Source organism: Methanoculleus taiwanensis, assembly GCF_004102725.1.
GTDB lineage: Archaea > Halobacteriota > Methanomicrobia > Methanomicrobiales > Methanoculleaceae > Methanoculleus_A > Methanoculleus_A taiwanensis.
Window position 1 is genome coordinate 301,984 of the sequence record NZ_LHQS01000002.1, and the last position, 23,093, is coordinate 325,076.

The 23,093-nt window shown below is 57.3% G+C and carries 23 protein-coding genes and 1 tRNA gene; 10 read left to right on the forward strand and 14 right to left on the reverse strand.

Going from position 1 to position 23,093, the window contains the following annotated elements; genetic code table 11:
- Together ABH15_RS06360 and ABH15_RS06365 are read left to right on the forward strand one after the other, a co-directional pair.
- On the forward strand, positions 1-115 hold a 115-nt coding region (locus ABH15_RS06360), incomplete at its 5' end, for a CxxC-x17-CxxC domain-containing protein (protein WP_338323531.1).
- Between the two features lie 231 nt (positions 116-346).
- Entirely contained in the window at positions 347-559 is a 213-nt protein-coding gene (locus ABH15_RS06365; protein WP_128693534.1) for a hypothetical protein, read from the forward strand.
- Between the two features lie 67 nt (positions 560-626).
- Here ABH15_RS06365 and ABH15_RS06370 read toward each other — a convergent pair whose 3' ends face one another.
- Genes ABH15_RS06370 through ABH15_RS06380 form a run of 3 tightly spaced genes read right to left on the reverse strand, consistent with a single transcriptional unit; the run spans position 627 to position 2,640 of the window.
- Complete coding sequence (locus ABH15_RS06370) at positions 627-1,409, reverse strand: ABC transporter permease (protein WP_128693535.1); 783 nt, start codon at positions 1,407-1,409, stop codon at positions 627-629.
- A 6-nt stretch (positions 1,410-1,415) separates the two neighbouring features.
- Positions 1,416-2,324, reverse strand: coding sequence for an ABC transporter ATP-binding protein (locus ABH15_RS06375; protein WP_128693536.1), 909 nt, complete (start codon positions 2,322-2,324; stop codon positions 1,416-1,418).
- A 55-nt stretch (positions 2,325-2,379) separates the two neighbouring features.
- The gene (locus ABH15_RS06380; protein ID WP_128693537.1) at positions 2,380-2,640 is read right to left on the reverse strand and encodes a hypothetical protein; all 261 of its coding nucleotides are present in this window, start codon (positions 2,638-2,640) and stop codon (positions 2,380-2,382) included.
- A gap of 555 nt (positions 2,641-3,195) precedes the next feature.
- On the opposite strand from ABH15_RS06380, the gene ABH15_RS06385 reads away from it, so the two are divergent.
- Together ABH15_RS06385 and ABH15_RS06390 are read left to right on the forward strand one after the other, a co-directional pair.
- Positions 3,196-3,711 carry a PAS domain-containing protein gene (locus ABH15_RS06385; RefSeq protein ID WP_128693538.1) on the forward strand — a complete coding sequence of 172 codons (516 nt, stop codon included), beginning with the start codon at positions 3,196-3,198 and terminating at the stop codon, positions 3,709-3,711.
- A gap of 116 nt (positions 3,712-3,827) precedes the next feature.
- Positions 3,828-4,244 (forward strand): SET domain-containing protein, encoded by a 417-nt coding sequence (locus ABH15_RS06390; RefSeq protein WP_128693539.1) that lies wholly within the window; start codon positions 3,828-3,830, stop codon positions 4,242-4,244.
- A gap of 219 nt (positions 4,245-4,463) precedes the next feature.
- On the opposite strand, the gene ABH15_RS06395 is transcribed toward ABH15_RS06390, so the two are convergent.
- From ABH15_RS06395 to ABH15_RS06405, 3 genes are all read right to left on the reverse strand, one after another.
- Positions 4,464-4,973, reverse strand: coding sequence for a hypothetical protein (locus ABH15_RS06395; RefSeq protein ID WP_128693540.1), 510 nt, complete (start codon positions 4,971-4,973; stop codon positions 4,464-4,466).
- 21 nt (positions 4,974-4,994) lie between these two features.
- Positions 4,995-5,426: a DUF61 family protein gene (locus tag ABH15_RS06400; RefSeq protein ID WP_128693541.1), complete on the reverse strand. Its 432-nt coding sequence runs from the start codon at positions 5,424-5,426 to the stop codon at positions 4,995-4,997.
- A gap of 83 nt (positions 5,427-5,509) precedes the next feature.
- The gene (locus ABH15_RS06405) at positions 5,510-6,145 is read right to left on the reverse strand and encodes a hypothetical protein (protein WP_164913652.1); all 636 of its coding nucleotides are present in this window, start codon (positions 6,143-6,145) and stop codon (positions 5,510-5,512) included.
- 152 nt (positions 6,146-6,297) lie between these two features.
- On the opposite strand from ABH15_RS06405, the gene ABH15_RS06410 reads away from it, so the two are divergent.
- The 3 genes from ABH15_RS06410 to preA all read left to right on the forward strand — a co-directional run bounded on the left by ABH15_RS06410 (position 6,298) and on the right by preA (position 9,753).
- Entirely contained in the window at positions 6,298-7,491 is a 1,194-nt protein-coding gene (locus tag ABH15_RS06410; RefSeq protein WP_128693543.1) for a M24 family metallopeptidase, read from the forward strand.
- Between the two features lie 90 nt (positions 7,492-7,581).
- Entirely contained in the window at positions 7,582-8,469 is an 888-nt protein-coding gene (gene nudC, locus ABH15_RS06415) for an NAD(+) diphosphatase (RefSeq protein ID WP_128693544.1), read from the forward strand.
- 78 nt (positions 8,470-8,547) lie between these two features.
- Positions 8,548-9,753: an NAD-dependent dihydropyrimidine dehydrogenase subunit PreA gene (gene preA / locus ABH15_RS06420; protein ID WP_128693545.1), complete on the forward strand. Its 1,206-nt coding sequence runs from the start codon at positions 8,548-8,550 to the stop codon at positions 9,751-9,753.
- Between the two features lie 417 nt (positions 9,754-10,170).
- Here preA and ABH15_RS06425 read toward each other — a convergent pair.
- The 6 genes from ABH15_RS06425 to ABH15_RS06450 form a co-directional block, all read right to left on the reverse strand.
- Positions 10,171-10,244: transfer RNA gene (locus ABH15_RS06425), tRNA-Val, on the reverse strand.
- A 483-nt stretch (positions 10,245-10,727) separates the two neighbouring features.
- Complete coding sequence (gene mch / locus ABH15_RS06430) at positions 10,728-11,675, reverse strand: methenyltetrahydromethanopterin cyclohydrolase (RefSeq protein ID WP_128693546.1); 948 nt, start codon at positions 11,673-11,675, stop codon at positions 10,728-10,730.
- Between the two features lie 63 nt (positions 11,676-11,738).
- Complete coding sequence (locus tag ABH15_RS06435) at positions 11,739-12,863, reverse strand: ORC1-type DNA replication protein (protein ID WP_128693547.1); 1,125 nt, start codon at positions 12,861-12,863, stop codon at positions 11,739-11,741.
- Between the two features lie 74 nt (positions 12,864-12,937).
- Positions 12,938-13,552: a hypothetical protein gene (locus tag ABH15_RS06440; protein WP_128693548.1), complete on the reverse strand. Its 615-nt coding sequence runs from the start codon at positions 13,550-13,552 to the stop codon at positions 12,938-12,940.
- Positions 13,553-13,977: 425 nt separating this feature from the next.
- On the reverse strand, positions 13,978-14,784 hold the full coding sequence (locus tag ABH15_RS06445) for a hypothetical protein (protein ID WP_164913653.1): 807 nt from the start codon (positions 14,782-14,784) through the stop codon (positions 13,978-13,980).
- Positions 14,785-14,833: 49 nt separating this feature from the next.
- Positions 14,834-15,094: a hypothetical protein gene (locus tag ABH15_RS06450; RefSeq protein ID WP_128693550.1), complete on the reverse strand. Its 261-nt coding sequence runs from the start codon at positions 15,092-15,094 to the stop codon at positions 14,834-14,836.
- Positions 15,095-15,978: 884 nt separating this feature from the next.
- Between ABH15_RS06450 and ABH15_RS06455 the strand changes: the two genes are divergently transcribed.
- Together ABH15_RS06455 and ABH15_RS06460 are read left to right on the forward strand one after the other, a co-directional pair.
- A complete protein-coding gene (locus ABH15_RS06455) occupies positions 15,979-17,187 on the forward strand; it encodes a glycosyltransferase family 2 protein (protein WP_206633426.1) in 1,209 nt (402 codons plus the stop codon).
- Between the two features lie 278 nt (positions 17,188-17,465).
- Positions 17,466-18,944 (forward strand): lipopolysaccharide biosynthesis protein, encoded by a 1,479-nt coding sequence (locus ABH15_RS06460; RefSeq protein WP_128693551.1) that lies wholly within the window; start codon positions 17,466-17,468, stop codon positions 18,942-18,944.
- Between the two features lie 92 nt (positions 18,945-19,036).
- Here the strand turns inward: ABH15_RS06460 and ABH15_RS06465 are convergent, their stop codons facing one another.
- Complete coding sequence (locus ABH15_RS06465) at positions 19,037-20,068, reverse strand: GNAT family N-acetyltransferase (RefSeq protein ID WP_128693552.1); 1,032 nt, start codon at positions 20,066-20,068, stop codon at positions 19,037-19,039.
- 528 nt (positions 20,069-20,596) lie between these two features.
- Here ABH15_RS06465 and ABH15_RS06470 point away from each other — a divergent pair.
- A complete protein-coding gene (locus tag ABH15_RS06470) occupies positions 20,597-21,163 on the forward strand; it encodes a hypothetical protein (RefSeq protein WP_128693553.1) in 567 nt (188 codons plus the stop codon).
- Positions 21,164-21,614: 451 nt separating this feature from the next.
- On the opposite strand, the gene ABH15_RS06475 is transcribed toward ABH15_RS06470, so the two are convergent.
- Positions 21,615-22,613, reverse strand: coding sequence for a GNAT family N-acetyltransferase (locus tag ABH15_RS06475; protein ID WP_128693554.1), 999 nt, complete (start codon positions 22,611-22,613; stop codon positions 21,615-21,617).
- Between the last annotated feature and the right edge of the window lie 480 nt (positions 22,614-23,093).

Consider the following 23,093-nt stretch of genomic DNA (forward strand, 5'->3'; position numbering starts at 1 on the left):
CAAGACAACCTGTTCCGACTGCGGCGTCGAGTGCGAAGTTCCCTTCAAGCCGACCGAGGGTCGCCCCGTCTACTGCCGGGACTGCCTCCCCAAGCACAGAAAACCCAGATTCTAACTTTTTTTAGCCTGCCGCATGCGGAAGGTACTCTTCGTCGTTCCCCGTGCCGGTGTATTGTCATCGTACAGGTAAGGGCTTTTCTGCACATTCCCGGGGAAACGCCCGATCTTCGAGAGTCTGTTGTAGTGCTGAATGAGTGTGCCGACTGCCCGTGTACGGGAGGTCGCCGGCAGTATCCCGCCTGCGGATCAGAGAAGTGTTCATACCGGAACGGAGCGTAGATCTTCTATGGCATCACCACTCATCGCCGTGATACTCTCATTCTTTATTCCGGGTCTCGGCCAGTTCTACACGGGGCAGCTCTTGAAAGCGATCCTGCTCTTTGCCCTCGCAGTCATCTTCGGCGGTCTATCGACCATTCTCATCGGTGTCCCGTTCTATATCCTCGTCTGGCTCTACAGTATGTACGACGCCTACGTCGCGGCAAAACGGAGTACCTGACCCCGAGAAAGCCGTCTTCCTTTTTATAGATATTCCGCAGCGTTCACGGTCGTCGCCGCCTTTCTCGTCACACGACCAGCCGCCTTCGCATCAGGCGGAGGGCGACAAGATAGAAGAGTACCGTCACCCCGGCGATCCAGACCAGATTGTAGAGGATGAGCGGGGAGAACTCCGTGAGCGTGATCGCCCGGTTGACGCTCACCACGTTGGCGAGCGGCAGGAATCCGAGCGCAAAGTACTGGAGGGCTTCGGGCAGGATATCGAGCGGGAAGAAGGTCCCCGAGAAGAGGAACATCGGTGTGATGAAGAGAAACGACGGGTAGTTCAGCGCATCGATGCCCGGCGTGATAGCAGTGAAGCACATCCCGATGCTCGCGAAGAGCAGCCCTGCGGGCAGAGCGAAGGGGATGAGCAGGAACGATGTGGGGAGATCGACGACCCCGAAGGCGATAAGTACCGGAAGCATCAGGGTTGCGTAGATCGTGCCCCTCGTCGCACCCCAGAGAATCTCGCCGGTGATAACGTCCTCGATGGAGATCGGCGTTGCGATGATTGCATCGAAGGTCTTCTGGTAATACATCCGGACGAATGAGGAGTAGGTGCACTCGAAGAAGGCCGAATACATCACTGAGATGGAGACGAGCGCCGGGGCGATGAACTGCGGATACGGGATGCCGTCTATGGTCTCGACGAAGGCGCCAAGGCCGTAGCCGAGGGCGAGGAGGTAGAGGAGGGGCTCGACGAACGGCGGGATGAAGTTGACCCGGTAGGTCTTAATGAATGCATCCCAGTTTCTCCGCCAGACGTAAAGCGTCCCCCGTGTTACCTGTGAAAGGCCAAAGTGTGCCATAACTCGCTATTCCCGAAGTGTTCGCCCGGTCAGTTTCAGGAAGACATCTTCAAGCGTTGCCGGGCGTGCCATGACCTTTTCGTGGCTGCAGGACTCCATGAGCGCCCTGACGACCTCGTGCGGCCTGTCCGTCAGCACCTGGACGATATCCCCGGCCGCATCGAACGGAACCCCGATCCCCTCAAGGCACGAAATGACTGCCGGTGTCCGCTCCGCCTCGACGATATCGGTGCCTGCATGCTCCTTGACGAGGTCGGCGGGGCTTCCTTCCACCAGGATCTTCCCGTGGTCCATGATGACGAGGCGATCGCAGAGTCTTGCCGCCTCATCCAGGTAGTGCGTGGTCATCACCTGGGTATTCCCCTGTGCCTGGAGCTGTTTGAGTTTTTCCCAGATGAGGTGGCGTGCCTGCGGGTCGAGCCCGATCGTCGGCTCATCGAGGATGAGCAGTTTCGGATCGTTAACGAGAGCTCTTGCGATGATCAGGCGGCGCTTCATCCCACCCGAGAGCCTGTCGATCAGGACGTCGCGCTTCTCGGATAGCTGCATGAAGTCGAGGAGTTCGTCCGCCCGCTCTTCAGCCGTCTTCTTCGGGATACCGAAGTAGCGTGCATAGATCAGCAGGTTCTGATATGCGGTGAAGTCGGGGTCGAGGTTGTTCTCCTGCGGCACGACGCCGAGTATCCTCTTGATATCCCTCGGCTGTCTCTCCACGTCCATGCCGAAGACGCGAAGGCTCCCCGCAGTCTTCGGGGAGATGCACTGGATCATCTTCATCGTCGTGGTCTTCCCTGCACCGTTCGGCCCGAGGAAACCGAAGATCTCACCTTCCCGTACGTCGAAATCTATTCCATCAACGGCGACGAGGTTGCCGAACCTTTTTTCGAGCCCCCGCGCTACGATAACGTCGCCGATGCTATCCCTCCATAGATGCGAGATACACGCTGTCCCACTACAACACTCTTTCGATCTATGTGTGGTGCTCTGAAAGCCTCCGGGCAGTATTCCTACGCATCACCATCGATACCATCGAGTTCGATCTGCCATCGAGATCTGCGGCCAGGATAGCGGCCGGAAAGGCGACGAGAAGTATCTCTGCACCCGTACCTATGCTAGCCCTGCGAGCGTGGCGCCGGTTGTTGTCGACGACCCCTGCGGCGACCCGGCGTATCTCGGCGGTGATGCAGATCTCTTGGGCAATACCGGCAGCGTGACCGTGAATGTCCAGCATGTCAGAAAACCTTCCGTCCGGGAAACAGCCGGCAGCAGTTGAGCAGCCTCTCCGGCGAGGCGCTGAAGGGGAACGGAAGGCCGGTGCGGCAGACGTCCGCACCTCTTCCGGTTTTTCGGATATCCAAAGGCTCATGAACTGAGTACGTGGATTGCCTGGAACGCCGGTTCTTCCTTGCTCATGGCGGTCTGGTGCCCCGCGGCGCGCTATTGTTCCATGGGGGTATAAGATGCCTGGCATGGCCTCTGGTGACGGGATCTCCTTTCTCACGCATTATTGGCGATAGTTCACACCTCTCTTCCTGAAGATCTGCATAAAATCGCTGCGAGCATCCTCCTTTATCCGCGAAGGGTATTTGTAGGTGTCCGTTGTAAGCCGGGGCGAGCCGGTTTACGTCTGCTCTCTCACAGATGTCCTCTGGTCTTTTATCCCCGTAATCTGGGGTTTAATGTCGAATCGGCTGGGATAATGGCGATTTTTTGGGGGCATTTTCGACCACAGCGTTATTATACCACGGATGCCCAGCTTCCGTTAATCCGCTGAGGTGATGTTGCAATGATGATGGTCATCGGGAGTTTTGTTGTGTCACGGTCGATTGGGGAGGAGTTACTGCAGCAGCAGTTCGGCAGGCATGTTCTGCGCGCACTTGAATGCTTCCCCGTTCCGATCACTGCTATGGACAGGGATCTTCGCCTCACCTATGTGAACCAGGCGGGTGCCGAGCTGCTGCAGATTGGGAAAGAGTCGGCACCCGGCCGTCAGTGCTCGGCGGTCTATCCTGCATCGATGGTCGAGAAGACCTGTGGTCTCTGCCGGGAGGCGCTCGAGCAGGATGTGGTGCGTGCCGGCCGGATGGTCTCCGGGGACAGAACCTTCTGCTCGGTTGCCGCTCCGCTGAAAGAGAACGACGGAACGACAATGGGCGTGGTGCATATACTCTGGGAGGCAGACTCCGACAATGCCGCATCCTGCCTCGAGGCTGAGAGCGCTCTGCGCGCGTACCTCGCTCCGCGGCCAAGCCCCGACGGCTCCGGGTACTGGGTTCCGGTCTTCATCCCGGAACCACGCTGAAACTCTTTTCACCGTGCCTCCGGGGGGTTACTATCCCTGAAAACCTTGATAGCCTCCGGTGCAGAACTCCCATGCTGCATCTCTGCAGGAGCAGGGAGATGCGGGTTTCCACTACTATGAACAGCAGTATCTCTCCATCCGATGCCGTCTATGTTGCTGAAACGAACTCCCGGGGCCGGGGTGTCTTTGCCGGTCGGAATATAAAACCCGGTGACGTAATCGAGGTCTGTCCGGTACTTGTGCTCGACGGAGCAGCAGCAGAGGGGCACCTTGATATGACCGGGCTCTATGACTACTATTTTGCCTGGGGGGAGCATGAAGAGGCGATCGCTATCGCACTCGGCTATGGCTCCTTATATAACCACTCGTATACGGCGAACGCCGACCACATCTTCGACTATACGGAGGAGGTCATCCGCATTATCGCCTGCCGCCCGATACGGCAGGGCGAGGAGATCACCATCAACTACGGCGGCCGCCCGGACTGCCGTGACCCTGTCTGGTTTACGGTGCACGAGGGTGAAACGCCGTGATGGCGCCGGAGTACGAACCCGGACAATAGATCCCCTGCACCGGTATCCTTCTCGGGCTGTCCTCCGGGGATGCTCTATCTTCTCCAGTGGAAATGGGGGGGTTCTATTGGCTTCATCTGTCGGTGGCGGGCATCTCTATATCTCCCATCTTTCCAGTAGGGAGGTATGGGTGCCGGGATCGGTGATCGAATGCCCGGGAGAGACGCCGGAGCTGCAGGTTCATGATCGGATGACGAGCTGCACCTGTTCGGTTCTGGTCGTCCCGCCGCCGGTTGCGGTCACCTCTGCATAGACGGTGGTCTCTGAAACAAGCGGGGGGAGGTTCGGGATCTGAAAGTCATGGGTGATTGCCCGGTACGGTGGATGTACCGCTCCGAGATAGGACGAACGGCTGACAGCGCCGCCGAGCGCAGTTGCTGAGACCGTGAGGTGAACCGGTTCGTCAAAGCCGCCCAGCGGCCGGATACGTATCAAATAGCGAACGGTTCCGCCGGAGTTCGCGGTTGCCGTCTGCGGAGAGACCGAGAGGGAGAAGGATTCCTGCACCTGCTGGTCTGCAGCTGCCGGTATGGCACTCTCTTCGCTGAAAGACCGGTTGAATCCGGTCGTATCGGGAGTGCCGGGTTTCGGCGTCTTGAAGATCGCCCCGCCGATGACGACCAGTGCAAGCACCACGGTGAAGAGAAGAGCGATGCCCAGAAGCGCCATACCGTTGTTTGACTGCATCATCCCCCTCTCCCCTCGCCAGGTTCACCGCATGACTATCTGGATGACCGTCGGGTAGCGGTTCATCAGGTCGTAGGCGATCGGTTTTGCAAACCAGAGTCTCCCCTCCCGCATTCTGCGGAGGTGGCTGATCTCGCCGAGGTGCTGGAGTGCTTCCATTGCGGCCTCCTCGGTGAGGAAACAGCTGCCACCGACGGTCATATCGAAGTAGAAGAGCATCGGGAGTTTGAGCCTGCGGTGGAGGTCAGGCGGCAGCTGCTCCCCAAGCTGCCTGATGAGGCCTGCATCGAAGAGATACTCCTGGCCGCTTTTGGTCGTCGATGACGGTGCCTCCTCTTCGAGGAGCCGCCGGAGGGTCTTCCTCTCCGCGACGAGCCCCTCATTGAGTTTGCCGATCTCAAGCCGCATCCACCTCATCAGGACGGCTTCATCGTGGAGTGGCGGGCGATCAGGCATCTTCCCTCCGGATGACCGTTCCCGGTGCTGCTGGGGGCCGGGTGCCTGCTGTGTTTTTCTGCCCTGTATACTGCCACGTCATATCAACCACTCCCTGCCGCCGCTCCGAGGCTGGTGGTGTTCTCGATCTCTTCTCTCTCAAGGAGACCGTAGTTTGTGATCGTGTCGGTTGCGGTTATCTTTAACCTGCCCTGCTGTCCGGTCTCGTTTCCGCCGAATACGGCTTCCTCTTCAATCCCTACCGAGACATTCTGCCAGGTCTCGTTCGCTGCGAGGCTGATGGTAGTGTTCCGGTACTCTATCCTGGCCGTCCCGTTTGGTGTTATGTTCCGGATGATCAGGCCGTCGTCGGCCTCATAGGGGATACTGTATACTCCCGAGAGGTCCGTTGCCGCACCGATACCGGCATCGCCTGAGAGGGAGAGGCCGCTGCCGTAGACGGCGATCAGTGATTGGTTGACCTCGAACGTCAGCAGTCCCGACAGCGTCCGGGTCTCGTTGTCGAAGGTATAGGTGGGAAAGTCTATGGCAATTACCGGATACCCTTCTTCCAGCGCCTCGCCGTGCCGGTGAATGTGGTGGTCGATATACAGGACCTTTCCCGGAGGTACCGACGGGTTCTCTGCGGAGAGGCTCGCGCCCTGCATGCACGCGGCACCCGTGGGGACGACGAGGAGCATGAGGATCACGATTGCGGAGGCGGAAGACCTTCTTTGCATCGGCATCACTTCGATCCGGTGCAGTGGATGCCGCCCTCTGTCATCTGCCTTTCGGTGAACCGCTTCTGCCGCTCCCGATCTCTTTCTGGATCTGCCCGGCTGAGGGCGGGCTCGCACAACCGGTAAATACCGACGGCATACAACGTTCTGTTATGCACGGAAAGGTTCCCCTCTCTGAACTTGCAGGACGCATGAACCGGTTCAGGATTCTGATGGATACGGCCGATCCGGCGTGGGACCTGGTCGCACTCTTCGGGAAGATCAATCTCTACTACTTCACCGGCACGATGCAGGACGGGATGCTGCTGATACCGCGGAGCGGCGAGGCTGTCTTCTGGGTACGCCGGAGTTACGAGCGGGCGCTTGACGAATCACTCTTCCCCGATATACGGCCGATGGGCAGTTACCGTGATGCCGCGGCGATCTATGGGCGCTGTCCGGATGCCGTGCATGTGGAGATGGAACTTCTGCCGCTTGCGTTTCTTCGGAGGTTCCAGAAACACTTCCCCTTCAGCGAGGCGAGATCCGTCGACCGGGAGGTTGCGCGGGTCCGGGAGGTAAAGAGTGCGTATGAGCTCTCGTTCATGGAGCATGCAGGACGGATCCACCGGCGGGTCCTGGAGGGACGTGCGCCTGCCATTCTGCGTGAGGGGATGACCGAACTTGAGTTTGTGACCGAACTGTACTCCGTCCTTGTTGAAGAGGGGCATCACGGGATTGTGCGTTTCGGGATGTTCGACACGGAGATCGCCGTCGGGCAGATTGGATTCGGCGAGAGTTCGATCTACCCGACCTGTTTCGACGGGCCTGGGGGGCACTCCGGACTGAGCCCCGCCGTGCCGCTCCTCGGGAGCCGGGAGAGGAGGCTGAAGGCCGGTGATCTGGTCTTTGCCGACATCGGGTGCGGGGTCGACGGCTACCATACCGACAAAACGATGACCTATATGTTCGGGAGACCGATCCCGGACAAGGCCGTCGAGGAGCACGAACACTGCGTCGGGATCCAGAACGAGATGGCCTCGCTCCTCCGCCCCGGAATCGCTCCTTCGCAGATATACGATACGATCATGGGGAGCTTGAGCCCGGATTTCCTGACTGATTTCATGGGATTCCGGGACCGGCAGGTGAAGTTCCTCGGCCATGGAATCGGCCTCCTTATCGACGAGACGCCCGTCATCGCGAAAGGTTTTGACGAACCCCTTCTCGAGGGGATGGCCATCGCACTCGAACCGAAGAAAGGGATCCGCGGTGTCGGGATGGTCGGCATCGAGAACACCTTCCTGGTGACGCCCGGGGGCGGGCGGTGCATTACGGGAGACCATCCCGGGCTGATGCCGGTCTGGTGATATCTGGACGGTCTGCAGGGGAGCGTCCGCCCAAAGCATATATTCCCATTGAGAGACCCTATCTAGAGCATTTCCCGATGGAAGATACCTATGCAGCACGCCGATACCCGTATTCACACCGGAGCTTTTTCTGCGGATGCGCTTACCGTCCGGTATCCGGCTCCGGAGATCCCGGCGGAGGGGGACGCTCTCTTCCTGCTCGTCCGGGGTTCGGATATCTGCACTGTGGTGGGAGAACGCCCGCAGGTCTTTCTGCACGCAGATCCGGCCACGGCCGGCTGCCGGGTGGAACGGACGCTGTACCTCGGCCACCGCGCCGCCATCCCCTGCTATGCGGTGGAGATAGCGGTGGAAAGTCTCCTTCCGGAAGGTATGGGAGCCTGCGGGGTGCGTGCCCTTTACGGCAGGGTTCCGGAGGATGACCTTGCCGCCGCCGCTCTTGCCGTCCGGATCATCGATTTCGACCGGACGACGCAGTACTGCGGGAGGTGCGGTGCGAAGACCGTGCCGCTCACGGCCGAACGGGCGAAGACCTGTCCGGCCTGCAGCCTGATCGTCTACCCCCGGCTTTCGCCTGCCATCATTGTTCTCGTGCGGGACGGCGAGCGGATTCTGCTTGCGCGTTCGCCTCATTTTCCGCCCGGAATGTATAGCATCATCGCCGGGTTCGTCGAGCCGGGTGAGAACCTCGAGCACGCCGTCCACCGCGAGGTTCGGGAAGAGACCGGGGTATCGGTCAGGAACGTCCGCTATTTTGGCAGCGAGCCCTGGCCGTTCCCCGACTCACTGATGATCGGCTTTACCGCCGACTACGCGGGCGGCGATCTGGTCGCCGATAACAGGGAGATCGAGGCTGCGGGATGGTTCGAACGCGATAATCTCCCTCCCCTGCCGTCCACGATGAGCATCTCCCGGGCGCTCCTCGATCGGTGGCTGCACGGAGAAGGCAGATTGGATGTATACGGGGAGGAGGAGTGAAAACGGGGTCATGGGTAGCCCCGCCTGGTAATAACAACCATATGGTATCCGAACGCACTTCAGATACGGAAAAACCACATGCCCGCACCTGACGCCTCCCTCGAAACCACCATTGGTTCGCTTACGCTCAAAAACCCGTTCCTGCTGGCCTCGGGTCCGCCGACTGCTTCGGGCGAACAGATCCGGCATGCGTTCCGGCTCGGCTGGGCGGGTGCGACCATCAAGACCATTGTCCCGGATACGATGGACATTCGGGATGTCTCGCCCCGCTTTGCGGCCTGGAAGGATGAGCATTCCGGGCTTCTCGGCTTTGAGAACATAGAACTTCTGAGCAAAAAGGATGAATCATACTGGACGGGGGAGATTGCCGCCATCAGGAAGGAGTACCCGGATCGGGTTCTGATTGCGAGCATCATGGCCTCACCCGATCCCGGAGAGTGGCGGGAACTTGCCTGCACGGTGCAGGATGCAGGGGCGGATGCGATCGAGCTGAATGTCTCCTGCCCCCACGGGATGCCGGAACGGGGGGTCGGTGCGGCCATCGGGCAGCATGCCGATCTCGTCGGCGAGGTGACCCGTGCCGTGCGGCAGGTCGCCACGGTTCCCCTGATCGTCAAGCTCACCCCCAACGTGACGGATATTGTGCCCATTGCGCAGGCCGCAATAGACGGCGGGGCCGATATCCTTTCGGCCATCAACACGGTCCAGTGCCTCATGGGCATCGACCTTGAGACGCTTGAACCCCGCCCCTCGGTTGCCGGGTCGAGCACCTACGGGGGATACTCGGGGCCTGCGGTAAAACCCATCGGGCTCCGGATGGTCTCGCAGATTGCCCGGGAGCTGCCGATCCCGCTCATCGGCATCGGTGGGATCTCCCGCTGGCAGGACGCTGCCGAGTATATAGCGGCCGGAGCATCGGCAGTTCAGGTCTGCACGGCGGTCATGTGGGGAGGAGCCGGTATCATCCGCGAGATGAATGCGGGTCTGTCGGGGTATCTTGCAGAGAAGCAGTTTGCGGGTGTCGGGGCACTCAGAGGCCGTGCCCTTTCCCGCATCGGAACCCATGCGTCCCTCTCCCGGGACGTGTTCCGCCGTGCGGCCGTGGAATGTCCTGAACGCTGCACGTCCTGTGGGCGCTGCGTGACGGCCTGCCGCGACGGCGGGTACCACGCCATCTCGATGGCTGACCGGCATGCCGTGGTCGATCGAGACCGGTGCGACGGGTGCGGCCTCTGCTCCCATGTCTGTCCCGAAGGCGTGATCGTCATGCTGCCCGGTTCGTGAACCGGTGCGCTTACCGCAGCGTCACTGTTGCAACGGCCTTCGAATACACCCTCTCTTTTATCCGGCGGCAAGGTGTTGCACAACGTGGTGCAACCAGCGATGAGACTGCTGACACGTACAAAAGTGGGAAAGAAGGTTTCGAAACCCCGCATTGCCTACCCTATCGTGCGCCTCTCCAGGGAGTGCGCATACCTGATCGGAGAGCGCGTGAGCATCTATGAGACCGAACACCGTGGGCGCCGGGCACTCCTTGTCGTGCAGGATACCGGTGTTGCACAACCTGGCGACGTCAGCGCCCGGATCTGCAGTGGGGAGCGACTTCGGGAGCTCGAACTGCGTGTTGAGAGACTGGAGGAATGGACGGAGAATCAGAAAAGCGAGACCGATGGTGCATCGCCGGATGCGGCGACATTCGGATGGGCCTGTCCGGATTCGAACCGGAGATCTTCGCCGTGTAAGGGCGACGTCATGACCAGCTAGACCACAAGCCCGACCAGCCTTAAAACGTGGGCGGCTATTGTATTAAATCTGTTGTTCTCTTCCGGCGGGGGTACTCCTTTATCTTTCCGGATTCGGAGTGCCGGGAAAGGGGGTTCTGTGCATGGGGTGGCCGCGGCACGCTCTTCAATCCGCCTCCTCTGTGTGGCGCATCACTGCAGGCTTATACGGTTAAGCAACACTTACATACTCGATTTTCCTGCCCGATCCGCCGGAATTACCGCCCTCACAGAAGCTGCCAGACGGCCGATCGAGGGGGAGCATTTCGCTCTATTTTCAGATCCGGGCGAAGTTCTCACTTTTACAGTGCGGTCACTTTTCACCCTCGAAACGAGCGAGAATAGCCCGAAATATTCGAGATTTTGGGTGTTCGTACCCTGGTGGAGGGTCGGCCTCTTCGCACCCAGGCCCTGATCGTACGTCTCCTGCCGGTAGGCAGATGCGATACTCCGTGAGTTATCCGGAAAAAAAGAGTTTCAGATGAAGCCGAAGGACTTCAGGGTCACGTCGGGGTTGACCGCACCGACGTGGTAGATCTTGCCCTCGGAGAGCTCGTTGATGACGACTTCGGCCGGGGAGAAGAGCGAGGTGTCGATCTGGTAGAAGTCGAAGTTGGCCTCCTTGAAGATCTCGTAGAACGGTTTTCCGTATCCCTTGGACTTATTCGAGGGGATCTTTTCGAGGTACTCGGTGATCTCGGGGGCGTTCATCGTCAGGTAGATGCTGCCGTGGTAGATGGTGGCGTCGTTGGTGCTGCCCATCGCCTTCGTGCCGTCTTTCTTGACGGGCGCGATCGGGGCGTGCCCGATACCGGCGGTGATCTTCTTGGTGTCAAACCCGAGCTCGTTGAGCTTGTAGACCGCGGTCTCGACACAGCGCCCGGCGACCTGGACGGAGCCGACGATCGAGGCGGTGGGTGCGACGACGGCGCAGGTGTTCGCCACATCGACGTTGCAGGCCTCAGCTATCTTCTCCATGACGCCGGCGTTTGGAAGGTGGTCGGACTCAAGGGCGATGACCGCGTAGTCGAACTCGTCCTCGTACTCGATGACCTCGTAGGTGTGCTTCGGCTTGAGGGAGAGTGCCCGTGCCGGGCCGCTGCCCATGGCGAAGTACTTGTTGACGTTGACCGTCCAGCCGGCCTTCTGTGCGCCGAGGCAGGAGATCGCGGGAAAGTCGGTGCTGACCTCGACGAACGGGATCGGGAACTCCCTGATCTTGCCCATGGTGATATTGACCTCACCCAGGCCGCCCATACAGATCTCGGTGAATCGCCTGCCGGCAAGGTAGCCGCCGGGAGTGCTGACTCCACAGTCGACGATACGTGCCCCGTTGTCGAGTTCGTGGTAGACTGCGTTATATTCTTCAGCATATTCTGCTAATTCCTCGAATATGTCCAGTGCAAGTTCGTTTACGCTGAGCATGTGGAAAACCTCATCAGAGTACAAGTGGCAGCTGAACAGATAAGATTTGCCAATTGTCTGCCGTCACTGCAGATACTCCAGCACGCGGTCGGGATCGTAGCGGAGACTGATCAGGCGCGTCCGCCCTCTCCCCTGCCGGTAATGGAGGTTTAACAGCCGCATCGCATCGAACTTCTTGACGATCTCGTAGAACTTGGTGTAGCCGAGCGGCATCGTCTCTTTGACGTACCGGTAGACCTCTCCCGCCGTCATCTCCTTTTCCTCGCGGGACATCTCTGCGATCTTCCCGAGGAGCTGCTGCTCTTCGGCCTTCAGCGTCCGGAGCGAGTAGGCGAGGTGGAGGTACTTCGAGACCTCGTAGGCTCTGCAGATATCGTCCCGCTCGATTGCCCTCCGGGCTTCCTTCTCGGCATTCAGCGCCGCACGCTTGATCAGGTCGATCCCGACCCGGAGATCGCCGCTCTTCATCGTCTGTTCGACGATGAGGTCGAGTTCCTCCGCGGGGAGCACACCCGGATAGAGACCCTGTGCGACCCGTTCTTCGAGGATCGTCCGGACCTCCTCGAGACTGTAGGGCGGGAAGTAGATCTCGGTCGGCTGGAAGACCGACGCCACACGGGCATCCACCTCGGTGCGGAGGTCGACGCTCATGTCACTGATGATGGTGATGACGCCTATGCGCGTTCCGGGGTAGGCCTCGTGAGATCGGAGCAGTGCGTAGAGGACGCGGTTGATTTCGTTCTCGTAGAGGAGGTAGTTGGCATCGTCGAGCGCTACGACGAGCACCTGCTCCTCTTTCTGGAGTATGCGGCCGATTGCGTCGAAGACCTGTTTGAAGGAGGTGCCGGATGCGGGGGGGAGGTGGCCGGAGAGTTTTTTGTAGATCTGGGAGAAGATGGCGAATTTGGTATTGTCTATCTGGCAGTTGACGTAGACCGGCACGAGTTTCTTCGTGGTCTCCTCGATCTCGGCAAAGATCTTCTTGATGCTGGTCGTCTTCCCCGTCCCGGGAAGGCCGCGGCAGATGGTGTTGAGCGGCCGTGCACCCCGGAGCCCCGGTTTGACCTGAAACGCGAGTTCACGGAGCTGTGCCTCGCGGTGATTGAACTGCTCGGGGACGTGGTCGATCTCAAAGACCTCGGGGTCGCGAAAGAGCGTCTCGTCCCACATGAGCAGGTTCTTCTTCATTAGTAATTCCTCTCTACGTCGGAATATATAACCTCCAGCGTTTTTATTTCCGCACCACACCCGTCAGGTCTGCTTCACGGCTGTTCCATGCACTTCTTGCAGAGGGTCTTTCCGGTGAAGAGCTGGGCGAGCTTCGCCTGCGACTTCGTCACCGGTGCTCCGCAGGTCTCGCACGTTGCTTCAGCCTCTCCGCTTGCGGGCTTGTTCGCCGGTGCGGCAGGTTTTGCTACGGGTTCGGGCTCGGGCGCCGGCTTTTCCGGTGCCGGTTCTTCCTTCGGTGCCGGCGGTTTCAGGTGCACCGGCGGGTGGGGCTGCTCCGGTGCAGCGGGTATGGCCTCTTCGATGAGATCTGTCGGGCACTTCTCTGCGGCGACGGGCTGCCGGGTTTCGTCTGCCGGAGGTGCTGGTTTTGCCGCCGCCACGCCCGCCTTTTCGGTCGGCTTTTGAGCGGTCTTCCCTGCCGTAGGAGGCGTGACCCGGGTCGTGAGGACGCGGCGCCGGTAAGCATCGATCCGCTCAGCGGTAGCCGGATCGCCGCGGCCGAGGCGGGAGAGGATGCCGTCGAGGAAGGCGACCAGTTCGTCGGCGTCCTCCTGGGTCTTCACGTCCCCCTCGACCTCGAGGCGGAGATTTTCGTAGTTCTCGAGATTGATGGTTATGCCGATGGTGACTTCCTTCTTATCTGACATATAACTCAATAAATATTGGATGGCATATATAACAAATCCTCCGCTCGCCACCGGCGGCCGCGTGTCCGCATTTTCCGGCCTTGCGCTGCCGGTGTGGTGACGGTGGTGGAAGGGTAGTAGCCGGCAGTGTGATCTCAACACTAATCTCTGATCCCGTGAAATACATCTATGAACGGTTGACCGCCGATCCCTTCCGTGGGGGCGGCGGCCTCGTGCGGCAGATGATGACAGTTACCCCCACTGATACAAGGATGATGATGCAGGGGACTGATGCCGCAATGTTCTGCCCACCACTGTCTGTTCTTCTACACTCATCTGTACTGCCGGATGGCAACATCTCTCCTCTCATAAATGCCCCGGCTATCGCTTCTCTCTTGCACACAGCCCTGTCGGAGCCGAGGCGAAACACCCGGATGGTATCGGGATTATAGGTCCGGTGATCCGGAGGCTACTCCAGCGCTATCCCGAGCACTGCAGGAGATCCCCATCCGAACCGACCGCTCCCCCTCATCCAGATCCGCCTGCTGTAGTCTCACCTCGCACCCGAGCCCCTCCGCCATCATGCACATGATCAGGCTGCAGACCGAGCAGGGGCAGAGGGCACAGGACTCCGGGGATGCTTCCCGACGGGAGATGCAGCCCGAGAAGAACCGGTAGTTCTGCAGGGTAACAGTGACCACATCACCCTCCCTCTGTACCTCCACCTGATCGGCGACCGAGAGAAGATCCTCGCAGACCTCCCGGACCGCCCCCGCCAGCAGAGCATACTCGGTGGGGAGGACGAGATTATTGTCACGCTTCAGGTCTTCGAGCATGGAGCCCGCCAGGGGCTCGATCAGAATCCCGCTGCCCCCGTTGCATAAAGCAGATCCGTCCGCACCTCCTGTGTACGACCCGGAGGAGCGTGCGGTCGGAATGAACTGCATGACTGCCCCGTCCTCGCTCTTCGGCGGCAGAAAGACCGCCGTCCCGCGCCCGCCCCGGTCATGGATGATCCCGCCGAGGGCGGCGATGCCCTGCAGGGAGAACTGGCCGGCGACCGTCGCTCGCACGGGGTCGTCTCCCCCGAGTGCGAAGAGAAACGCTCCGCCGATGAAGGTGGTCGTGCTCAGCATGAGAAGGAGCGAGTGCAGAGATCCCCATCGGTCGGTAAGCAGGGCTGCAAGGAGGAGCAGGACAGCAAAGCCGATGAGGAGGTATGCGCCGGTCCTGTAGTTTTTATACCCGTCCATCTTCATTCCGTTCACCAGGAGTATCCACGGGATATGGAGAGAGTTCCTCTTACCAGCTGAGTATCTCCAGTATCCGGAGGCCGATAGCCAGGCTGAAGAGCACCACAGATATCCCTACCATATAATAGAGGTTGCGCATGTACCGCGGCGTTGAAAACACCGGGTGGATCACGTAGACTATGATGAAGAACCCCACGAGTGCAACGGCCGTAAACAGTCTCAAATCCTCAATGCGGAGCATACTCATAAGACCAGCCACGGCAAGCATCCCGGCCGTCAGCGTGATCGCCGCAGCATCCTTTTTCTGCATCGGTGCACCCCTATCGTGAGCTCGTGCATATTAAACCTGCGGAGACCCGGACGGATAGCGCGATAGATTGCAGGTTCTGGGGTGTCGTCGGAGGATCTGCGCCGGTTCTCTTAATCTCCCCCTGAACCTCATTTTCACTTTATTCAGGAAGTTTTGATCGGTTTCTTCTCCGAAAGCCCTGATCCTGAATCGGTGTGGCCGTCCTGGAATTTGCCCTGCCCTGCTATCATCCGGAATACAACGCCGTGCACATTCCCCTTCACCGTAAGGGTCTTGTACCATACGTGCCTGCTTGAAGTACGGATCGCTCCCCAGGATCGGAAAATTTGGGGCTTGATTCTCTCAATTCGGATTCCGCTGTCCGGAGAGTGTTACATTCCGGTTGATAGATTCTCTGATCTGGTGAGTACATTGGTGGCCGGGTGTGGAGGGTCATGGGCGATGATAAATGACATCGAAACCCTAAATCCTCCTAGATGCTGATTTGGGGATTGTAGGTGCAATCCTCCGGACTTCTGCGGAACGTGAAAGTATATATATCCGAGTATCCTCTGTCGCTCCATCCGGTACACCCATATCAATGCTCTTGGAAGAGTGGGTACGTGAGAAGGTCTGTGAGAGTCAGGGGGCATGGTGTACTTTGATTGTAGCGGCTGGGAGGTCAGACTATGTACGCGGGGCGCAGGATAGGTGCGATTGTAAGGGTTCCTGAAGATGCTGGTGCACTCCGGCCGATCGTGGATTCTATTCCCTCTTTTGTCGATAGTATATTCATTGCAGGGCAGAACGCCTCTCCGGGAATCCTCCGTCTCGATCAAAAAATCTCCGGAGATACCCGGCTTGAGTATATCCCGGGTGGCCAGGATGACTCCCCGGCGGTTACAATGCGTGCGGCGTACCGGAGAGCGCTTGAAGCGGGAATGGAGGTGATTGCCGTGATGAACGGAGACCATGGGGTGAACCTGCCGCTCATCTTGTACATCTTCAATCCCGTTGCTCTGGGAGCAGCGGACTATGCCTGGATAGGAAGAGTGCAGGGTGCGGTATCCCCGTACGAGGCAGGGGATCCCTCGTCGGAGTACGTCCATTACATCCAGCACTGCAAGCTGGTCTGCGGCAACCTGCAGCAGCTGAGTTCATTCCAGGGGTATGTCGTTTTCTCACGGCCTGCACTTCAACGGCTGTATGAACACCTCTCTACCGTCGGCACCGCAAAGGTGCTTGCTGGGATCCCCTGCTACAACGAAGAGGTCTCGATCGGATCCGTGGTTCTGAAAGCCCACCGGTATGTCGACGAAGTGCTTGTCATCGATGACGGCTCGAAGGACGATACGGCACGGGTGGCGAAGAAGGCCGGCGCCACGGTGATCCGGCATGAAAAGAACCAGGGGAAAGCGGCCGGGGTGAAGACTGCTATCCGGTACGCCCGCGAGCACCCGTTCGATCTGCTCGTCCTGCTGGACGGCGACGGTCAGCATAAACCCGAGGAGATCCCGGCACTCGCGAAGCCGATCCTCTACGGCGAGGCCGACCTCGTGATAGGATCCCGGTTCCTCGATGGGAACAACGGCAGCGTCCCGATCTACCGCCGCTTCGGGCAGACGATCCTCACCCTCCTCACCAACGCCGCCTCGGTTCAGAAGACGACCGATTCCCAGTCCGGGTTTCGTGCTCTCAACAGGACTGCGATGGAGAGCCTCACCGTGGAGTCGGATGGCTACAGTATCGAATCGGATATGATCTCGCACCTTGCCGAGAAGGGCATCAGGATCCTCGAAACACCCATCACCGCTATCTACGACGTGCCGCACAAGCATAAGAAGAATCCGTTCAGCCACGGGTATGACATCGTGGCTGCTATCTTCGGGGAGATCGGGTATAAGAGGCCGATGCTGCTCTTCGGTCTTACGGGTGCCATCCTTCTCTGTGCCAGCCTCTTCCTCGGATCATATGCCTTCACAATCTTCTCCGATTCGGGTGTCATGCCTTTTGGATTCACCGTCGCCTTTGGAATCCTCCTGATCCTCGGCATGCTTCTGATTGTTGCCGGGCTGATCTTAAACTCGCTTGTGGTTATTATGAGCAGAAAGTAACTCTATGAGGGTGAACATGCGGTCATCCCCTGTCCCCTCATAACTGTGTGCGGAATCCACCCTGTCTGGGGCAGATCACTTGGGGATGCACGTGCTGAAGAGCGATCCCCCTCCCGCCCAGCCATAAATCCGGCGCCTGCCTCGTTGTGGGAAGTGAAAGCCTACTGGATGAGTGAGGGGGCGCAGGGGTTTTGCCCTGCCCTATATCGCGGTGCCCCGGAGACCGAGCACAACCTTATTATCCTCGCTTCGGGATCGGTAGTGCACGGGAGGCACCCATGGCGAGTTTTCTCAGCAATCTCTTTAAACTGACAACAGGCACCATGATCGCCCAGGTTATCTCCATCCTCCTCGTGCCGATAGTAACGCGGCTCTACTCCCCGGAATACTTCGGGGTCGCCCAGCTCTTCCTCTCCATCGCAGCGTTGATCGTGGTAATCTCCTCCCTCTCTTACCATTTCGCCATCATGGTCTCGGAGAAGGATGAAGACTCCATGAACATCTTTGCGCTCTCCGTAGTCTGTATACTGGGCGTCTCCACGGTCTCCGGCGCTGTTTTTACCGGATTTGCAGACCGGTTCGCCGAGATCCTCAATGCACCTCTGATCGCAGATTACCTTATTTTGCTGCCGCTCTTCGTCATCGTCAACAGCCTCTTCCTGATCCTGAACGAGTGGTTCTCCCGGAAAGTGAGGTACGGCGTCCTTGCTGGGGGAATCGTTGTAAGTACAGTCTCGACACGGGCGTTTCAGATAGGAGGCGGACTGGTTCTGGCTTCCCCACTCGGGCTCATCCTCGGTTCGGTGGTGGGGTTCGGTCTTGCCGATCTCTTCATGCTCCGGAACTTGAAGCAGGATATGTCGCTCATCAGATCTGTTACCTTGCAGCGGATGAGAGATCTTGCCGTCCGGTATAGAAACTTTTCATTCTATGGATCCGCCGGGAGCCTTGCAAACAGCCTGTCCTGGGAGCTCCCGGCCTTTATGCTGGCCTTTTTCTTCAATCCCGCGGTTGTCGGATACTACGCCCTTGCCGTAATCGCCGTACGGATGCCCATGACGATGGTCGGAACAGCCGTTTCACAGGTATTCTTCCAGAAAGCGAGCGAAGAGAAGAACCTTACCGGGGGTGTGCAGGGCGTCGTTCGGGAGATCCACACACGGCTCATCTCTGTCGGCATTTTTCCCTTCATAGTCTTTATGATCCTCTCTGAAGATCTCTTCACCTTCATATTCGGTGCAGACTGGCTTACCGCCGGCACCTATGCACGGATCCTTGCCCCGTGGTTCTTCGCTGTCTTCCTGATCTCGCCGATATCGTCCCTGTTCGCCGTCCTCGAGAGGCAGCGGGCATACCTTGCTTTTGAGGTCATGACGCTCTGCACGTGGACACTCATCTTCCTGGCCGGAGGCACCTACGGCAACCCCCTCGTCACCCTCACCCTCTTCTCCATTGGCGGGGTGCTCCTGTGGGGGTCGAAGAGTGTATACCTGATACGGGAGTCCGGGGCAGGATTTCGCGGGAGTGCTATCAGCCTGATGCGGCACCTGCTGATAAGCATCGCTGTCTCCCTCCCCCTCCTGGTCGGGGTCTTTCTGGATCTCCCGTTCCTGCTGCTGATCGTGGTTGCAGGAGTAACCGCGGTCACCTACTATCTCATTATCTTCTTCACGGATACCCTGGTGCGCAGGGAGCTCATGGGGATGCTCGGGAGTTACGTCCCGGCGAAGCATATCGATTGGATACGGCGCCTCTAGACTCGTTCAGGTGCGCAGCGGATTCGCGTTCCGGCGGGGGCGGCGATGCATCCTGGCTCCCCGCCGGGTTTCCTGGAATGTAAAAGTGGTGCCTAAGATGCCCTGTTTATATGGGAGGTGCCCGGATTCTTGCCTCCAGGAAGTGATTTTTTCATTCGATAGAGTAATGAAGTCGCTTTTGAGAACAGAACAACCCTTGGGTACATCGGCACATGTTCTGCTCCAAAATCTGCCTTGATGCGAAAGCGGGCATTGCTCGGATCCAGCTTCTGCTGGCCAAGGGAGATCTTTTCATAGCCATTGCTCCATGCCCAGTTCAGCCCTTCCCAGAAGAGGTAATAGGTCGGGTGGTACGTGTTGGGGAGAGACCTATTCAGGGAGAGGTACTGGAAGTATGCTGTCTTGCGGGCAGGGTGCGTGAATGTGAGCAATCCTCCTGCGTAAATATCCCCTTTCGCTAGTGCTGTCACACGCATCTCATTCGGTGAAAAGGTTTCCAGAAGTTTCTGGAAGAATATGAGCGGCAGAAGATCGCCGTTTATGCGCATTAGATTTTCGGCATAGTACTGATAAAATGTCCTGATATCCTCTTGCCGGCGAATTTCATGAATTGTAAAACCCTTCTCATCGAACCGCCGGATAAATTTTCGCTGCCCTTTTTTTGCGGGGAAATTTTCCCAGATGCTATCCGGTGGCTTCTGCTGTAAGTCCAGTATCATATTTCCTGTATTGCCAGAGGGATAATGGTCGTAGCCTATATGATCTAACAGTGTCTGTTTCCTTACACTCAGCGAGAAGAAGGAGTACTTTGATCCAAACAGGGAGAATGCCTCGCCCAGATCTTGGGGATTGACATTATCGTCCAGTAAGATGTTGTTATATTCTGAATGAGGGATAGTATCCAGGCCTTTTGAAAATAGTATTCTGCGCTCTCGTGAAGGAAAAATACCGACTGTTTTCTGATCCCGCTGCAGGATCCAGTACTTCAGATCAGCATTGAGCACACTTTCCAGTACGCTCTTCCATTTTAGGTTATGGAAAAATGTTCCCTCTGCGCATCGGTTGTTGAACTCCTCCCAATCCTCTGTATTCTCCGCCGATAGTTCTTGCAGATAATAACCCATGGGGGGGCGTTACTATCAAAATATAAAAACACTTGCTACTCGACACAGTGCGGGTCTTAATCGGTAGGGTCAGAGGTTAACCTGCCGCACCGGTTCCTGTCTGTCCGGTCTCGGGATGTGAAATGAGTCCTGCGGTACTATTCATGACCGGCTTTTACTCCGGGTGTTGCCCGCAGTAGCTTCCGTCAGGCGATTGTTGCCGGATTGGTTATAGCATGATCTGCTGTTTGAGGTCGGGGGAGCGAAACCGGAAAGCAGGTTTCCGGCAGCTACCATGACTATGAGAGATCCTTTATGCAGTGGCGACGTTATCCCGGGTGGCTGTTCCATGAGAGGCCGGGTTTTGCTGCCACAAAGCGAAGGGGTGACGGTCTCTGTGAAGCGTGCGGGGCTGAATCCTGCGTGTGTTACTGTAAACTACCTATACGCCGGCAGTAACTGACGGTCACAAAAGATATATCTGAATGTTCAGCTTCTAGGCAGGAGTGTCCGAAAACTGATCTATCGGGTAAGTATGAAGGGGGTATTATGGACAATAATGTAAAGCCCTGTACCTTCATGGCACAGGAGGTATACGGATTCACTCGGCCGTCATATACATTTCTCATGCAGAGGGTATGGAATGATTCGATCAAGGCTCCTCTAATACCTATCATGCAACAGGTTCCATACGCCGTTCCAGTGTGGCGGCGGATCCTGCCGGTGATTTCACCTTCGGGTAACACCTCCCGCACCGCAAACAGCTCACCATTTTCCCAAAAGGGGGATATGCCTGTGAAAGAAGTACTTAATCTGCAACCCGGCGAACTCGTCCAGGTCCGGTCTTTGGAAGAGATACGCTCCACGCTTGATGAGAACGGGAAATATAAAGGCCTGCTCTTCATGCCTGAAATGGAAGATTTTTGTGGGAAAAAATGTCGTGTATTTAAAAAGGTTCGTTCAATTACCCTTGAATCGAATGGTGATGTGAGGGTACTTAAGAGTCCTACCGTCTTTCTGGAAGGCGTATACTGCGATGGGAAGAGGCATAGTGACTGCGATAGATCTTGCTTGCTCTTCTGGAGAGAGGCATGGCTGAAACGGACTGAACCCTGATTCGTTCTGGTGTTCCTGTACTTCAGACGCACCTCTTTCCTTCAGTTTGCGGTAATTGTGGGAGATATGTCTTTTCTTCTGCTGGCGGGGCATGGCGGTGAGCCCCCCCTCTCGGCAAAAATGAGGGTCTGCGCCGATCTCATTCCAAACTGTTTTAAATTCATGGTGATTGCAGACCCGGCCGAAGAGTGTTTATCTCCGCTCTCTGTGTCTGTTTTAAATCTGTCTTCGGGCCGCTCCCTTTCACTCGCTATGCTACATGCCGGATGAATCCGGCCGAGGAATGAGTTTTCGGTCTGTTCAGAGCACGAAAGATCCTTTTGACCGCCTCGACCCGCTGAAGGAATGTGGAACTGGCTCAGGTTGCTGCTATCTGGGCGGCTTTGATAGGCATTCGCAGGAGCGCTCACGGATCTCTATCGGTGGTGCAGGATGTATGTTAGACAAATGGCTATCGAGCCAATTTCATCTTTAAATCTCTTAATATCTTATATTTAAGTCCGTGATATTCGACGCCGTAGTAGGGAACAAGCTCTGGGTTGAAACTTGCGATGAAAGCACTCAGATGCGCTATGTTTCCTGCCATCAGATTGATTGACGCGTATTCGCGATCCTTGGCGTCATCGAAGATCTCGCTGAGAAGAAGCGAGATCGCCCCCGAATACATATGATCCTCCGAGGAGGCGGCAGACCAACGATGAACGGTTCTCGAGTCTCTCAGGACGACTTCCGCTGCAGCAATCTCCCCCGAAGATGTTCTGGCAACCCACATGTCGCCCAGCCCCCTATCCTGAATCATGTCCAGCATGTTCACGAGATGCTCTTTAGAGAAGGGAGGGTGGGAGTTGTGCTTTTCAAAGGTTTTTACGGTGAGATCCCAGTACATCTCGGTGTCGAAATGCCGTGCTGCACTAACACCCAGCTTTTGAGCCTTACGGATACTCCGTCGTGCATTTTTTGAGATACAGTCAAAGACATCCCCGCCGATTGGGAGCGTATAGGTATAGTAAACCTTTGAATCCCATCCATTCTGGGTGAACGCCCGAATGTCTTGTAGTCCGGGAGAATTTACCAGGTCCACATGGTCAAACCTCTTCCGCACAATATGCTCACGAATGGCCGCAATGACTTTATTGCTATGTAACTCTCTCTCTCTTCGTTTCGTACTCTCTATGTTGGCTATCACCATCCCCCCGTAGGGGGTTAACACCGGTGTGGAAGAAGCGATTTTAAGCAAATTATATGGTTTTGGCAGGAACAGGGGGCAGCCACCGATTAATTCGCCGTCTTCGTAGCACCCAAGGATCACTACCGACTGATCCGGGAGAGGTGCATTATGTTGTAACCAGTCGCTTGTGTGGAAAATCGTTCCCTGTTCTGAACCGGCGATCAGCGTATCCCATTGGTCGAACTCGTCTTGTTCAAGTACTCGTACATACGCTTCTCTCATTTCAATACGCCTCACTTAGACAGGAGCACTGCTTGGCCTTGCTAAATGCGCGGAAGACGGGCATATGCCTATGACCTTCTGCCCTTCACGGATAAGGTAGTACTTCAGATTCAGTCCAATGCACCTCCCTGGGCTTTTTCCGGTATATTCTATGGGGACGGACTTTTATTCCTGAATTGCCGGCTGAACTCTTCCTATTGATATGCATTACTCTCCGAAGATGCCTCCATGGACAACATGCCGGAGCATAGGTACTGAACATGGGTATTAACTGTTTCGCAGATTTTTTTTGTACTGTAAAATAACATGGGGGAGGAGCTCCTTCCCGCCCTTCCTGAAAGAATCGCACTTGCACTTTTCCCTGCCGCTTGCTTGCGCACTCCACAACCTTTTTTCGGGTGCTGGAACGCGAAGAGCGAGTTACCGATCTGATGCCCTGTGCCCGCTTTGGTAGGTGTCCCTCTTTTAAGGGAACCGTTC

Bases quoted from the DNA above. Each gene is read 5' to 3' on its own strand.
- ABH15_RS06365 (WP_128693534.1), top strand. From the start codon at position 347: ATGGCATCACCACTCATCGCCGTGATACTCTCATTCTTTATTCCGGGT.
- ABH15_RS06370 (WP_128693535.1), bottom strand. From the start codon at position 1,409: ATGGCACACTTTGGCCTTTCACAGGTAACACGGGGGACGCTTTACGTC.
- ABH15_RS06380 (WP_128693537.1), bottom strand. From the start codon at position 2,640: ATGCTGGACATTCACGGTCACGCTGCCGGTATTGCCCAAGAGATCTGC.
- ABH15_RS06385 (WP_128693538.1), top strand. From the start codon at position 3,196: ATGATGATGGTCATCGGGAGTTTTGTTGTGTCACGGTCGATTGGGGAG.
- ABH15_RS06390 (WP_128693539.1), top strand. From the start codon at position 3,828: ATGAACAGCAGTATCTCTCCATCCGATGCCGTCTATGTTGCTGAAACG.
- ABH15_RS06395 (WP_128693540.1), bottom strand. From the start codon at position 4,973: ATGATGCAGTCAAACAACGGTATGGCGCTTCTGGGCATCGCTCTTCTC.
- ABH15_RS06400 (WP_128693541.1), bottom strand. From the start codon at position 5,426: ATGCCTGATCGCCCGCCACTCCACGATGAAGCCGTCCTGATGAGGTGG.
- ABH15_RS06405 (WP_164913652.1), bottom strand. From the start codon at position 6,145: ATGCAAAGAAGGTCTTCCGCCTCCGCAATCGTGATCCTCATGCTCCTC.
- ABH15_RS06410 (WP_128693543.1), top strand. From the start codon at position 6,298: ATGCACGGAAAGGTTCCCCTCTCTGAACTTGCAGGACGCATGAACCGG.
- nudC (WP_128693544.1), top strand. From the start codon at position 7,582: ATGCAGCACGCCGATACCCGTATTCACACCGGAGCTTTTTCTGCGGAT.
- preA (WP_128693545.1), top strand. From the start codon at position 8,548: ATGCCCGCACCTGACGCCTCCCTCGAAACCACCATTGGTTCGCTTACG.
- mch (WP_128693546.1), bottom strand. From the start codon at position 11,675: ATGCTCAGCGTAAACGAACTTGCACTGGACATATTCGAGGAATTAGCA.
- ABH15_RS06435 (WP_128693547.1), bottom strand. From the start codon at position 12,863: ATGAAGAAGAACCTGCTCATGTGGGACGAGACGCTCTTTCGCGACCCC.
- ABH15_RS06440 (WP_128693548.1), bottom strand. From the start codon at position 13,552: ATGTCAGATAAGAAGGAAGTCACCATCGGCATAACCATCAATCTCGAG.
- ABH15_RS06445 (WP_164913653.1), bottom strand. From the start codon at position 14,784: ATGGACGGGTATAAAAACTACAGGACCGGCGCATACCTCCTCATCGGC.
- ABH15_RS06450 (WP_128693550.1), bottom strand. From the start codon at position 15,094: ATGCAGAAAAAGGATGCTGCGGCGATCACGCTGACGGCCGGGATGCTT.
- ABH15_RS06455 (WP_206633426.1), top strand. From the start codon at position 15,979: ATGCGTGCGGCGTACCGGAGAGCGCTTGAAGCGGGAATGGAGGTGATT.
- ABH15_RS06460 (WP_128693551.1), top strand. From the start codon at position 17,466: ATGGCGAGTTTTCTCAGCAATCTCTTTAAACTGACAACAGGCACCATG.
- ABH15_RS06465 (WP_128693552.1), bottom strand. From the start codon at position 20,068: ATGGGTTATTATCTGCAAGAACTATCGGCGGAGAATACAGAGGATTGG.
- ABH15_RS06470 (WP_128693553.1), top strand. From the start codon at position 20,597: ATGGACAATAATGTAAAGCCCTGTACCTTCATGGCACAGGAGGTATAC.
- ABH15_RS06475 (WP_128693554.1), bottom strand. From the start codon at position 22,613: ATGAGAGAAGCGTATGTACGAGTACTTGAACAAGACGAGTTCGACCAA.